We start from the raw sequence: 14484 nt of genomic DNA, 5'->3' as shown, positions 1-14484 counted from the left end.
ACCTCCCCTACTTTTTTTGATAGTTTAAAATGTTTTTCTTTGCAATTCCAGGATTCTTTCTTTTTTTGATTGATTATAAAAAAAGGGCCCCAATTTTTGAGGCCCAATTTTAATGACAAATTATTGAAATCTTAAATAACCATTAATCTATCTGATTTATATTCGTAACATGTGAACCCGGACGATATGTTTTCACCGTCTCCAAAGGACAAATTTCGCACTCTTCTTCGTCTTGAATTCTCACATAACCATCAGTTGCTTCAAGCTTTTCAAGCTGCTCTTTGGTAACAACAAAAGAACAGGCGTTTTTCTTGTCACATGGCATTACAGGAGTCCACTCAACGCCGTTAAGAGGAACTTGTCTCCAACGTCGAGCGCCATCATTGAACTTAATTTTATTGACTGAATCTGCAACATCAGGCTTAAGGCTCCAAAAGCGCTCTCCATCAACAACAACAGAGTAAAGCTCGTTACCATCATCGAGCGTGCAATACCCATTGTTATGATTAATCGATGAACATGGTGCTTGGTCAACTATCCACATCTTTTCTTGTGGATGCCATACAACAAAGTGACCATTATTCAATCGCACAAGCGATGTGATACTTTGGTTAGCTGGAGGCAGCAATAGCGTAAAGTCATCTGAAAGATCACTGCTTCGTGTAAACACATTTTTGTCGGGACCTACACAGAAATCTTTATCCGCATATTCTTCACAACTTGGAACGTTATGCCAAGATCCTGACTGTTCATCTTGACCTTTATGCCAATATTTCACGGCACCATCTTTAACGCAGAACAAAGATACTTCACGCGAGCATTCAGCAGGCATTGGAACCCAAGCAGTTAAGTCATCATTCAAGATAAACACTTTTCCATCGGGTCCTGTGCAAATACCTTCTGTTTCAGCGCCCGTGCAAACTGGGGCATCTTTCCAACCGCATTCACCATCTTTGTTGGTATGCCAGTAACGTGTTTGACCTTCTTTGGACACACAGTACAAACCGTTTTCTGAAGTAAAGCATTCACCTACAGGCAAGAGCTCCCATGCTGTGCAATCTACATTTGGAACAAAGTTTTTACCATCTGGACCGGTATAAATACCCTTGGTTGTTTCACCTGTCCAGGCTGGAACTTCTTTCCAAATTATATCTTGTTCACCATCTGAGTGAGGATAGAATACTTGGTCATTTTCAATAATACAGAACTTTTCATCAGCTCCGCATGGCATGCCTTCTGTCCAAACTTTTGAACCTTTTTTAGAGTAAAAGACGGTGCTATCAACAGGACATTTTCCATCTTTTAAAGCACATGGAAATTTAATCGTACAGCTGCCATCTGCTTTACAAAAAACTTTAACTTCTTGTTCTGCGCCTGTTCTAAAGCGATAGAGCATTCTGTCATTGACCCAGTCAACTGGCTTGTCTTGCCATAATTTTGTTTCAGGGTTGAAAAACTCTATCAAATTTTCATCAAACACACAGACTCCGCCGGTCTCCACTGGATCGCATGGAGAGGTTTCTGTATATTTTCCATCCTCATGAAGATAGAGTTTCAAATCACCAATGTTACAAATTTTTACACCCTGTCCACATGGAGGAGTTAACAACATATCCTCACCATGACGGAAAAGTGTCAGTCCACCAGGCAACTTGCAATAAGGTACACTAAGGTCACACACAGCTGTATCAACACCTGCACGAATCACAGGAGTTCTGTAAAAACAAAGTCTTCCATCTTGCAAAAAGTGAAATGGACTTTTACCTGCAGGGCATTCCCAAGCACCTGGTGCAATCTTTCCAATAAGAGCAAGATTTGCGGGAAGCGGTTTATCGACCTGACAATGCGCAATGCCATTGACGTCTCTACCACCAACCATTGCTATTGATTGATATCCTGCAGCTGGACAATTGTCATCTTCAGCTGAACATTTTCCTACAACAAACCATGATGCATCATCGGGACCAATAATTTCTGGTCCGCAGTTTTCACCTTGACAACGAATCTCCCATGGACGCGTACATCCAGGACCTGCTGCTAAGTCATCACCACATTGATTCGGATCCCAAACTCTATCTCTGAGTTCTGCTGCGTTTGCTGAAATAGCTCCCCAATTGTCATAAAGAGAAACACCAGTCCCAACAACAAGAGCTCCAAGTCCTGCGTAGCATAATACTTTACCCCACGAACTTGTTTTTCTCATTTCATGATACAAGAAGTCTGGACAATCGAGTTCAGCTTGAGTGCCTGACGGAAAAGCACAAATTGTAATGTCCCCTGTTTCTTCATTTTCAATAACACCAATCGAAATGATCGGTAATTTTTTAATGAAATCAAAATTGTTTTCCTCTGTGGCGTTTTTTAGTCGTGATTCAATACTTCTTGGATCAAAAAACCGAAGAAGGAGACCCATTAAGTTCTCTAAAAATGCTTGTTGTGTAAGGTTTTTATTTTTAAACGATCGTAATTGAACAGAAGTTTTTAAATTCTGATCTTCAAACCGCTCACGCATCAATCCATTTATTTGAACAAGTGTTTGCTCGGCTGCTTGAATCATAATATCAGGCATAGAATCTTGATCTGGAATTTTTGGTCCAATAAGATTTTCCAGTGATTCTTGAGATATAACAAACAACTCATCAGCAGGCAGCGTGCTATACAAATTGTTGAGCGCTACGCCAATTCGGCCCTTGAGATTAAAAAGCTTGTTTCTTTCTTGAGCAGAAAGTTTTTTAGTTGTTTTAAGATTTGAACCTTTAAATATTTTATTCCACTCGCCTTCAATATCAAATTTACAACGTTGAGTAAAAAAATTATAAAATTGGTGATCATACAAAAGATATTGGTTAACTTCACTATGCAGAGAGAAAAACAAACCCAAAAGGCATGCGAGTGATAACAGACGTCTAAAGCTCATCGGCTCTCCTTTTATAAAAACCTTCAAACAACAAAACTTGGGCAAAGTGTATACAAAACGATATCATCTTGCAAACAGTCAATAGACTTTTTATACTCCGGAGAAAACTATAGGAATTATTTATGAAAAACAATATTCGAGTTCGCTTTGCACCATCCCCAACTGGATTCATGCACCTGGGCAATGTTCGCGCAGCATTACTTAATTATCTTTTTGCAAAACAAAACAACGGCACCTTTATTCTTCGTATCGAAGATACCGACGAACAAAGAAATATCCAAGAAGCTACGCTTCAAATTTTTCAAGATTTGCGATGGCTGAGCTTACGCTATCAAGAAGGATGCGATGCTGGCGGAAACTTTGGACCTTACCAGCAATCTGAACGCAAGCATTTGTATGACCAAGTGCTCGTAAACTTAATTGAACTCACACGCGTCTACCGCTGCTTTTGCTCTCCAGAAATTTTAGAAGAAAAACGCCAACAGCAAATTGCTGCTCACAAACCACCGCGCTATGACCGCACCTGCTTACACTATCCAAGTGAAAAAGTGCAACGCAAGCTTGAAGCAGGGCTAAAATTTATCTGGCGCTTCCAGTTTAATAACAATCAACTCCTTGATATGCACGACCTTGCAAAAGGAACAATCACTTTTGATACGCAGCACTTTTCAGACTTTGCAGTCACACGCGAAGATGGCTCATATACTTTTATTTTTGCCAACTTTGTTGATGATTATTTAATGCGCATTTCACACGTTATTCGTGGTGAAGATCATACATCCAACACCGCAATGCAGTTAGCACTCTACGATGCTCTTGCGGTCAAAGCACCTACCTATTGGCACTTGCCTATCATCTGCAACCTTGAAGGGACTAAGCTTTCAAAACGTGATTTTGGCTTCAGCCTGGGCGACTTACGCAAATCTGGCTATCTGCCAGAAGCAATTTGTAATTACTTGGCAATTATCGGCGGCTCATTTGAGCAAGAGATTCAAAGCCTTGATGAATTAGTTAAAAATTTCAATTTCTCACACATTCCATCAAGCAGCGGAATTCGTTACGATGTTGAAAAACTTACCTGGTTTAATCACAAATGGATTAATAAAATCTCAACGCATGATTTATCTGAAAGACTTAAACCGTTTTTACATGCAGCTTTTCCACAAAGCAAAAATCTTGATGATACTCTCCTTGAAAAACTCATTGAAAAAATTAAAACTGAACTTCATAAATTAGAAGATATACAAAAAATTCTTAGTTTTTATTTTCAAGAACCGGTCTTGAACCACGAAGAACTTGCACTTGCCATGCCGCAAGAAAAAATTGATTCTGCGCTTGAAATATTGCGCACTCAAGCAGCGCAAAGTACCGATAAAGAAACGTTTTTGAGTAGTATTAAGTTAGCCGCAAAAGCTGCTGGGCTTTCAATTAAAGAAATATTTACCCCACTACGCTTTATGTTAACGGGAACAACCCACGGGATTGGTATTCAAGACTTACTCGAAATGCTTGATTTTAAAACAGTAAAAGCTAGACTCTTGCAGAATTAAAATCACTTATTTCCTAAGGAATACATGTTGTTCAAACGTCCGCTACTCATAATACTTGCCGTTGTTGTTGTCAGTACCATTACACTCAAACGTGCTTGCTTTAAACCAAAACAACGTCGAGTCTACGTCGACATGGTAGCGGACATGTTTCACCCAGGGCATGTTGCCTTTCTTAAGCAAGCAAGGGCCTTTGGTGACTATTTAATTGTAGGCTTGAACAACGACGAAGATGTAAAGTCATATAAACGTTTACCAATTATGAATCTTGAAGAACGAACACAAGCGGTCAGTGCATGCAAATATGTTGATGAGGTTATTCCCAACTGCCCGCTTCGTGTTACCGATGAATTTATCGATCAGCATAAAATTGATGTCGTTGTCCATGGTGATGATTTCAATCCTGAAACAATACAACATTACTACGGTGTACCGATTCGTCGTAATATGTTTAAAACCGTTCCGTACACCAAAGGTGTTTCTACCAGTGATTTGATTCGGCGTATTCGCGCACGAGCTGAAGGCGAAATTTAATTATTTCTTTTCTCAAGTATGGTCAACTTACGAGTGTAGATTGCCTTTCAACTCACCTAACGCTTTGCGTAAGTCATTAAGCTTGGAACGCAAAACCCCCAGTGATGTACTTAATTTTTTAAGTTGTCCTTGAAGTTGACTGTCAGGCTTACTCTTAACTGAAACAGCAGAAACTACAACCTCTGACTCAGATACTACAACGTGAGCACCTACGACTTTTTTGGGATATTCTTTGGCCTCTGATGGTGGATTTAATTCGACGTCTTGAATCCCCATTTTTTTATTAAGTTTATCAATTTTTACATCAATTTCTTTATGAAAACTTTGTACGCTTATATTTGAATCACTTATTAAATTTAAATTGGCAAAGTACTTTTCTAAATTATTTTGTTTAAGAAGAGCCTGTAACTTAACTTTAGTAAGAGGCTTTTTTCCATTTTTAATAACAAAACCATCTAAATCTTCTTTAAATTTTTTTAAATTTGCTACAGTGTTTTCTCTTTTTATTTGACGTTCTTCATCTCTCTTTTCGATTTCTGCTTTGAGCTGCTCACTTCTCATCTTTATTTCTTGATTAAGCTCTTTTAATTTTTTTGTTGGCCTTCTTCGACTTAAAGGTCCTTGTGCTTTTTTTACATGCGGTAGTTTTGGTTGACCAGGTTCTCCAAGGTCAATTTTATTCTTTTTTTTCTTAGCTTCTTCTTCGGCTAACTTTAAAACATCCTCTTTCCCTTTTTCTTCTTTTTTTTCTTCGACTATTTCTGGATTAATAATCTGGCTAAGGTATTTATCTAAAGCTGAACCTTTGGGAGCTAGATCAAGCGCAGTCTTATTCAATTTATTTTTCACGTCAATGAACTCACGTTGATATTCTTTGAGAAGATCATTAATAAGCTGTTGAGCTATCAATAAATTGCTCGCAATTACTGCTTCGTGAAGAGGGGTATTGCCGAGGTTATTAGTCAAAAACTGGTCAGCCTTATTTTTAAGAAGCAGTTGAACCATTTGAAGATTTTTGTTGATAACCGCTTCGTGCAACGGAGTATTTCCTGTTGCCAGATCTTGATAATTTACAGATACTTCAAGATCATCGTCTGACACAAGATCGTCCTCATCGAAGGCTATTGTTAAAATATTCTTAAAAGCATCTAATTGATTATACTTCGCTGCCCATAGCACAATTGCTCTTTGAGTCTCATCTTTAGAATTGATAAGCATTCCAAATTTTAAACCACGCAAGTGTCGCATGACAGCATTTGGATTATTAGTAACAACAGTTTGAATGGCCTCGCTACCAACTTTGCCATTTTTAAAATGAACCTCTTGAAAATCATTCAATCCACTCAAAAAACAACCTGAACCACTCAGTGCAAAAAAAGCTATCAGTATTACTCTGAAAAAATTTGAATTTCTAACTCTCATGATACTTCTCCATCTTTACAGTCAAAAAAAATCAAAATTTTTGTGTGCAACCAGAATAAAGGTACTGAATAACTGATTGGTTTTACAAGAAAAGTGGTTGATGTCAGTTATTTACACTTGAATTAAGTATGAATAGAAGAGGATTTAAGTTTGATAGAGTTCAGGATATTGTAAGCGATTGGGCATTTTTTCAAACTTGAACACATACCCCGCACGAACCATATAATTCATAAGATGAAGAAAGTTTTCTTCTTGGCAAGCAGGAACAAAGTATTCAATAATATCATTAGTACCATCAAGCGTTCGGTCGAAGGTTACGTAATCTTGATTACGAAAAACACCCCCAATAAACCAGGTCTCTTTGGCCTTCACATGGGCCTGATAATATTCACAATACATAACTTATTCCCTACAATTAAAATCGATAATTTGTTTGCCAGTATGTAAAAATCATAAAAAAATGGCAAGCAATGCCGCGAAAGCACCACTTGCCATTGAAAAGGTCAAAAATTTAATACTCAAAAAGTATCTATTCAAGCCCTGCTAAAGTAAGATCACTCAAATTTAAATCATCCAACGTTTGATCCATAACAATAGCTGGAGAATCTTGCATTGCAACCGACATAAGCTCCATCTCTTGAGCTTCTTGATCAAATGCAGAAACCGTTGCAAACGGCTGAATATTAAAAAAAACAGGCGCTTCGGGAATTCTCATTGCCATTAATTGATTCATTTCTCCATCCAAGCTCTCAAGTTCATGATAGGTTAATGGAGGCAGCGCTTGCAACCCTGGTAATCCCGGCATTACTGATGTTGCAGGCAAAGCTCCAGGAGCTGGCAGCATCGGTACTGGAACGGCACCAAGATTTGGTTGTAATGGCGCTATTGGAGCAATCATTCCCGGCCCCGGTACAACTGGAGCAGCTGGCGCCATTGGAGCAATCTCTCCAAGCGATGGAAGCGTATTTAAGTCTGCGATCGGCGCAATACCGGCTACATCTGGAACGACAGGTATTCCAAGTCCAGGCACTGGAGCTGGTACCGAAACAACCGGTACTGCTGCTTCTCCCAATGGTTGAATGTCAGGCATTCCTGGGGTAACCACTGGCTCAACTGAAGCAACTACCGCTCCAGCCACTGCACCTGTAGGTGCTGGTGCTGCAAGAACCGCAGGCGGTTGTATAGTTTCTCCTCCTGGAGCAATTGAAGAACCAAGAGCTGCAGCCGGTGGTTCAGGTATAATTTCTTGAGCTGTTGCATCGGTAGCATCAGGAACAGGCGCTACTGGCGCTGGCGATACAGATATTGGTGGTTTTGCAACAATAATTGCTGGTGCTGGTGCTGGTGTCGATGCAGCAACAGGTGTAACCGTTGGTAGTGAAGCAGGTGTACTTGAAGGACTCGAGGATGAATCATCACCTAATCCAAGATTAGCTCCATGCTCACTAACGAACTTTTTTAAAGCTTCACTTGTAGATTCAAGCCGTTTTTTCAACTCCACTGAATCGCTGTATTCGCTTGTCGCCAAAAGTTCTAAAATCACACCCTTAATGCCCTTAAGACCATCAAGTACCGTTGCTGGAATTTGCCGAGCATGCAGCATTCCCATGTAAAAAAGCGTTCCTAAAATAATAAGAACTATTCCGCTTTTTATTCCCCATCGCTTGATCATAACTCCCCCCTGTTCTATTTTTGGCCATATTATTTGGCACAATTACTTTAAATACAATTCGCTTTACAAGCACTCCCCCTGCTTGTTCAATATTAATATTACTCATATTAAAAATTCTCAGTCAATAAAAGATAAATTTTGAAAAAATATTCTTTTAGAAACAATAAAATTGATGCTCGTATAAAATCTTAAATTGGTATGATACGCTACTTTTAAAAATAGATAGGAGTTTCCATGAAAAAATTCAATCTCATCGATCATACGGCTGATGTTCGCTTATTTGTCCAGGCAGACTCTCAGCAGGAACTTTTTTTAGCTGCCCTTCAAGGCATGGCGGAAATTATAAGCCCAACAAGTTGCCATACCAATAAATCGATGATTACACACATAATAAAAATCAATTCTCACGATCCAACAGTACTTTTAATTGATTTTCTCTCTGAAGCCCTGACATTAAGCCATGTATATAAGGCCCTCTTCTGTTCTGCAACATTTACCATACTTACCCCCAATCAACTTGAAGCGTTAGTCCATGGCATACCCGTTGCCCAATTCGACGAAGATATTAAGGCGGTCACCTACCATGAAGCCGAAATCATTCACGACAACCAAGGAAACTTGAGCACAATGATTGTCTTTGATATTTAAAGGAAAAATAATGATCTCAAAAGAAAAACTCACAAAAATTACCCCAACTCAATGGGAAATTCCCCAAAGCTATCGCGCAGATATGCTCGTACCTGCTCGCATTTTTGCGACACAAGAGATGCTTGATGTTGTTTTTAACGACCGCTCACTTGAACAATTAGTTAATGTTGCAACATTACAAGGAATTCAGGGACATGCGTTTGCTATGCCCGATGCACACGAAGGATATGGTTTCCCTATTGGCGGTGTTGCAGCAACACAGTGGCCTGATGGCGTTATTTCACCCGGAGGAATCGGTTACGACATCAATTGCGGCGTACGCCTGCTCAAAACAACACAAAGCTATGATGACATCAAGGGTCGACTCAAAGATTTGAGTGAAACACTCTTTCGCATGATTCCTTCTGGTGTTGGAAAAGGGGGCAGTATTACCCTTACCTCGCAAGAGATTGATCAAGTTCTTACCTATGGCGCACAATGGGCACTCAAAAATGGTTATGCTACGCAGGATGACTTACGTCACATAGAATCAAACGGTCGCCTTGAAAATGCCGATCCAAGCAAAGTATCTGAGCAAGCAAAACAGCGAGGCCTTGATCAAATAGGAACTCTTGGTTCGGGAAATCATTTTGTTGAAGTTGATATTGTTGATGAAATTTATGACACAGCTGCTGCTGGAGCATTGGGCTTATGGAAAAATCAGGCAACGATCCTTATTCACACCGGCTCACGCGGGCTTGGTCATCAAGTTGCAACCGATTATATTAAAATCATGATGAATGCTATGCCAAGTTACAATATCACACTTCCTGACCGCGAACTTGCATGCGTTCCCTTTTCAAGTCCCGAAGGGACCGATTATTTTAATGCTATGGCGGCAGCGGCAAATTTTGCCTGGGCAAACAGACAAGTAATTACCTGGGAAGTTCGACAAGCCTGGAATAAAATATTCGCAGGAACTGGCGACCAGATTAGTCTTGTGTATGACGTTGCACACAATATCGCAAAAATTGAGCAACATTTGGTTGGTAAAAAAAAGAAAAAACTTATTGTTCATCGCAAGGGAGCTACACGCTCATTTGGTCCCGAACATGAAGAGTTAGCACAAGAATATCGTGCCATTGGACAGCCGGTGCTGATCCCGGGCAGCATGGGAACTGCATCATATGTTTTAGTTGGCACAGAACAAGCAATGACCACTTCTTTTGGATCCTGCTGCCATGGTGCTGGGCGCACAATGTCACGCCATGCAGCAAAGCGATCTATCCATGGTAAAACACTTTACGAGGAACTTATGAGCAAGGGCATCCATATACAAGCTGGCTCAATGGTTGGTCTAGCTGAAGAAGCACCACTAGCGTACAAAGATGTCGATAATGTGGTTAATGTTGTTCATGATGCAGGCATTGCGCGCAAGGTCGCACGATTACGACCCTGCGCAGTTATCAAGGGTTGAAGAAAATAATTTATTTCAATAATTCTTCTAGCTGCAGCAACCGATTATACTTTGCAACACGCTCACCGCGAGAACAAGCGCCAGCTTTGCATTGATCAGCTCCAGCACCAACTGCAAGGTCTATGATAAAGGTGTCCGATGTTTCACCTGAACGGTGCGAAACCACTGTTTTGTACCCAGCCTTATGAGCCATATCAAGCGACTGCAAAGCCTGAGAAACCGTTCCAATTTGGTTTGGTTTAATCAGTACAGCATTGGCGACTCCTGTATCAATGCCCTGCTTAATACGCTCTACATTAGTTGTAAAAAGGTCATCGCCCACCAACTGAACTTTATCACCCAAACGATCAGTCAATAATTTCCAGCCAGCCCAATCATCTTGACTCATACCATCTTCAATCGAATAAATTGGATAATTTTTGGTAAGCTCTTCGTACAACCCTACTAAATCCTGTGCCGAAAAAAGCTCGTCATCAATCGTGTAAATTTGTTGACCTTCATCATAAAAGCAGGACGCTGCTACGTCTAAACATATTTTAAAATACTCAAAGTCAAAACCAGCAAGCATGATCGATTCCATGAGCAAATCAAGCGCTTCGCGTTCACGAATCACTCCGCTTCCTGGCAGGTGCGGCGTAAAACCACCTTCATCACCTACCCCCGCTTCATACGATCGCTTCTTCAAAAGAGCTTTGAGTTGCTGATAAACCGCTACCACATCTTGTAATTGTTGCTCAAAAGATTCATCTGAAAAGGGCATAATCATAAATTCTTGAAATACTGCCCCACTATCTCCATGCATTCCCCCATTTAAAATGTTAAACATGCATTGTGGAATGCTTGGGCTGCGATCATCAGAGAGCTGTGCGATAACCTCAAAGAGCTCTATTCCATGAACAAGTGCATGAGCACGAGCAACTGCAATGCTCACCACAAGCAAAGTATTTGCTCCAAGATTTGATTTATCCTGCGTCCCATCGGCCTGAATCATAAGGTGGTCCATAGAAAGCAGATCGGGTTTTTTGCCAACAAGAAGCGGTGCAATAATTTTTTCAATTTTACGGACTGCTTCTTGCACCCCTTTTCCATGATAATGCTCAGAAAGAATATCTCGCAGTTCATGAGCTTCATGTCGGCCAACCGATGCACCAGCAGGAACACTAGCACTTACTCGCCGCCCATCACTCAGCTCAATAAAACTCTCGAGTGTAGGACATCCACGTGAATCTAAAATTTCTCGAGCACTCAAACGTACAATCTTTGCCATACATTTCCCATCAACAAAAAAACTGCTAAGCTATGCCCAAACTGAAATAATAATGAAAAAACCTTATTAATTAAAAAAGATATATTTTAATATATTAATCACTATGGACATAAATTATTTTTGTAACCTCACCCCACTGGCTCTGACATGGGCACGACCATTCCTTGCAGTATGGTGCATACTCCTTGTCTTTTTGTGTTTTATTATCACGACTCAGCGTGCTCAGCACAAGAAATTTCACGAAATAGAACATTTCCTTCGACCTGGAGCAAAAGTTATTACCAGCAATGGAATTGGAGGAAATGTTATCGCTCTTTTTCAACACACACTTGTTATTGAGCTTGCTTCTGGGCAAAAAAAAGAGATTCCTAAGTATTTGGTAGAGCATGTCTACCAGGATTAACCGCTTTCTCTCTCCCTTTTTATTACCACTCACCAGTACTGCGCTTGGCATTTATCTTGAATACTATTTTCAGATACCAATTTTTGCTCTAATTATTGCTTGCATTGGAGCAAACATTGCAACACTTCTATTCCTTGTGCGCTCACTCAGTTTTGGAATAACGCTTTCCTTGTGTATGGTTTTCTTCTCTACAGGAGGCCTTGTTCTAAAAATTCAACAGATGGAATTTAATCATACACGCACACAGTTGATTGGAAAAAATTTAACACTCCACGGAACAATCACCGATCGAGAAACGCTTCCAGACAGAAAGCAGGTTATTACCATCAATGTTACTCAGATTAGTGACATTTCAGCAGGTCGCATAACACAGCTAAACTGCAACATACAATGTTACACACGGTTTTCAACGGGCTTTTTAGTAGGAGACATTGTAACAGTAAGCAATGTTGCAATACCTAAAAAGCCACCTGAGCTTCGATTCCCCAGCTTCAACGATTATTTGGCAAAAGAATATATCCATGCCTCCCTTTTTTTAAACTCAAATAAACAGATTGACCTGGTAGAAAGACCCGAAAAATCTTTTGCCCGATGGTTGTGGTCGTTACGTGAACAATCGTATAAAAAGATTACGCACAAACTTTCTTCTCGGTCTACTACATTTCTTGGTTTGCTTTTTTTTGGTAAGAAAAAATATAAAGAGGTCGATTCATTGCGCATACTTTTTAACCAATGGGGACTTGCACATTATCTTGCCCGCTCGGGGCTCCATATTGTTCTTTTGATTGGAATTTGGAGTTTTTTATTTTCATTTTTACCCATTAATCTTTGGATCAAATGGCTCTTGCTACTCATGATAGCCAGCATGTACGCACTCCTCAGTTGGCCCAGTGTACCATTTATTCGTGCAATCCTCGTATTCGGGCTTTCTTCAATGGGCCGACTTTTGTGGCATCATGTCAATGTACTTCATTTACTCAGCTTGGTTTGCTTAAGCATGCTCTTACTCAATTCTCTACATCTTTTCTTTTTAGACTTCCAACTCACCTTTGGACTTACTTTTGCACTTCTTTTGAGTAGCAGATAAATCAAAATATTGCATCGTTCTTATTAAAGTCTCAATACTTTAAATGCACTAAAATTCATGCCTATCTCAGGATAATATTTTTTGCCAAGGAGATTTCATGACACCTTTTTATCTCACAACTGCTCTCTTAATGCTCTCATCTATATTTTGTACCGTTTTTTCAAAAACTGAGCTTGAAATTAAGAAGACGCCTCAACAGGATTATATTCAACCAAAATCACTTCCAGAAGAAGAAAAAGAGCCTAAACAAAAGTCCGAAAAAGAATGGAATTTTATCATTTATATGGTAGGAAACAACCTTTACAAATTTATTTTTGAAAACTTAAAAGAAATGCTCGAAGTCGGCTCGACACCGTCATCGAATATTTTGGTACAAATTGATCATGCAGGATCAGCCGAAGCAACACGCTTTTTTATTGAAAAAGAAAAAGCTGTTCTGCAAGTAATGAATGACGAACGAACAGGCTTAACACGAGGAACGCCGGCAAGTTTTTATTTTTTTGTTAAATGGGCAATTCAAAATCACCCTGCAAAACATCATGCAATTATTTTGTGGAACCATGCATCCGGCATTAAACATCCAAATGTTTGGGAGAAATTGTACCGAGAAGATCGAGATCAACTTTTTCATATCAATGCAGAGACCGGGCTTTTAGAACTTAATCGACGGACTGGAAGTATTAAACACGATTTTGAGCGACCAGAAGTTCCGTTACGTGAATGGTCATCTTCATTTCACCAACCAACAGAGACTTTTATTAGCGAAGAAGAGCTACGACAGTGTATGAAAACTTTTTCTAAAGAACTTCTTCACGGGCAAAAAGTTGATGTCGTCATTCTGGATGCATGCCACCTAGCAATGATGGAAGTTGCTACCATTCTTAAAAATTCAGTTCAATTTATGGCGGGATCTCAAGAACTTGAACCCGGGAGCGGCTGCAACTATACAACACTCTTTGCACCGTTTCAAAATGGAACCATGACACCTAAATCTTTTGCTCGGCATTCTGTTGAATCGTTTGAGAATGAATATATTTCCAGTTTTGCCGATTTCACCTTTTCTTCAATTAATCTGCAAGGATTCGAGTTAATTGAAAATGCCTTTGCTCAACTATCAAAACTCTTGGTGAGCAAGCTTAAACAAGATAGCGACTTTTGTTTTTTATTAAAAAAAATTCGAGGATCTCACCTCTTAACAACCGAATTTTTTGATCGAGATTACATAGATCTACACCATTTTTTAGTTAGTCTTCTTGCAACCTTTCAAAAACAAGATGACTGCTTTATAGCAGACACGCTCTTTTGCTCACAAATAAAAGAGTGTATCGAGCCTTTTATAAAACTTTTGGAAGAGCATATTGTTGCTTATACAGCTGGAGTTAATTTGCCAAATGCTCGAGGAATTTCAATTTATTTTCCAGAAAAATCAATTCATAGCTCGTATATCAAAACATCAGGTTTAAAAAATAATGATTGGACAGAATTTTTATCAACGTACATTAAAAAAAATCGCGAAATATAGATCCCCATT

12 protein-coding genes are annotated in these 14484 nt (G+C 39.5%); 7 read left to right on the top strand and 5 right to left on the bottom strand.

Annotated features, from left to right (window positions below):
• Positions 1–142: 142 nt before the first annotated feature.
• Entirely contained in the window at positions 143–2917 is a 2775-nt protein-coding gene (locus JST56_05210; GenBank protein MBS1988366.1) for a hypothetical protein, read from the bottom strand.
• A gap of 122 nt (positions 2918–3039) precedes the next feature.
• Here JST56_05210 and JST56_05205 point away from each other — a divergent pair, with 122 nt between their 5' ends.
• Complete coding sequence (locus tag JST56_05205; protein MBS1988365.1) at positions 3040–4467, top strand: glutamate--tRNA ligase; 1428 nt, start codon at positions 3040–3042, stop codon at positions 4465–4467.
• 24 nt (positions 4468–4491) lie between these two features.
• Complete coding sequence (locus tag JST56_05200) at positions 4492–4998, top strand: adenylyltransferase/cytidyltransferase family protein (GenBank protein ID MBS1988364.1); 507 nt, start codon at positions 4492–4494, stop codon at positions 4996–4998.
• A gap of 27 nt (positions 4999–5025) precedes the next feature.
• Here JST56_05200 and JST56_05195 read toward each other — a convergent pair whose 3' ends face one another.
• The 3 genes from JST56_05195 to JST56_05185 all read right to left on the bottom strand — a co-directional run bounded on the left by JST56_05195 (position 5026) and on the right by JST56_05185 (position 8092).
• Entirely contained in the window at positions 5026–6420 is a 1395-nt protein-coding gene (locus tag JST56_05195; protein MBS1988363.1) for an ankyrin repeat domain-containing protein, read from the bottom strand.
• A gap of 144 nt (positions 6421–6564) precedes the next feature.
• Positions 6565–6819 carry a hypothetical protein gene (locus JST56_05190; GenBank protein MBS1988362.1) on the bottom strand — a complete coding sequence of 85 codons (255 nt, stop codon included), beginning with the start codon at positions 6817–6819 and terminating at the stop codon, positions 6565–6567.
• A 130-nt stretch (positions 6820–6949) separates the two neighbouring features.
• Complete coding sequence (locus JST56_05185; protein ID MBS1988361.1) at positions 6950–8092, bottom strand: hypothetical protein; 1143 nt, start codon at positions 8090–8092, stop codon at positions 6950–6952.
• A 234-nt stretch (positions 8093–8326) separates the two neighbouring features.
• On the opposite strand from JST56_05185, the gene JST56_05180 reads away from it, so the two are divergent.
• Both JST56_05180 and JST56_05175 read left to right on the top strand, forming a co-directional pair.
• Entirely contained in the window at positions 8327–8740 is a 414-nt protein-coding gene (locus tag JST56_05180; GenBank protein ID MBS1988360.1) for an archease, read from the top strand.
• Between the two features lie 10 nt (positions 8741–8750).
• Complete coding sequence (locus JST56_05175; protein ID MBS1988359.1) at positions 8751–10196, top strand: RtcB family protein; 1446 nt, start codon at positions 8751–8753, stop codon at positions 10194–10196.
• Between the two features lie 10 nt (positions 10197–10206).
• On the opposite strand, the gene eno is transcribed toward JST56_05175, so the two are convergent.
• A complete protein-coding gene (gene eno / locus JST56_05170; protein MBS1988358.1) occupies positions 10207–11463 on the bottom strand; it encodes a phosphopyruvate hydratase in 1257 nt (418 codons plus the stop codon).
• A 103-nt stretch (positions 11464–11566) separates the two neighbouring features.
• On the opposite strand from eno, the gene JST56_05165 reads away from it, so the two are divergent.
• The 3 genes from JST56_05165 to JST56_05155 all read left to right on the top strand — a co-directional run bounded on the left by JST56_05165 (position 11567) and on the right by JST56_05155 (position 14475).
• A complete protein-coding gene (locus JST56_05165) occupies positions 11567–11866 on the top strand; it encodes a preprotein translocase subunit YajC (protein ID MBS1988357.1) in 300 nt (99 codons plus the stop codon).
• Positions 11850–12953, top strand: a complete 1104-nt coding sequence (locus JST56_05160) for a ComEC/Rec2 family competence protein (protein MBS1988356.1) — start codon at positions 11850–11852, stop codon at positions 12951–12953. Before JST56_05165 ends, JST56_05160 begins: the two co-directional genes overlap by 17 nt.
• A gap of 97 nt (positions 12954–13050) precedes the next feature.
• Positions 13051–14475, top strand: a complete 1425-nt coding sequence (locus JST56_05155; protein ID MBS1988355.1) for a hypothetical protein — start codon at positions 13051–13053, stop codon at positions 14473–14475.
• Positions 14476–14484 lie beyond the last annotated feature (9 nt).

The organism is Candidatus Dependentiae bacterium, from assembly GCA_018266175.1.
Taxonomy (GTDB): domain Bacteria; phylum Babelota; class Babeliae; order Babelales; family RVW-14; genus JAFEAY01.
This window is presented reverse-complemented; position numbering and strand designations above follow the sequence as displayed.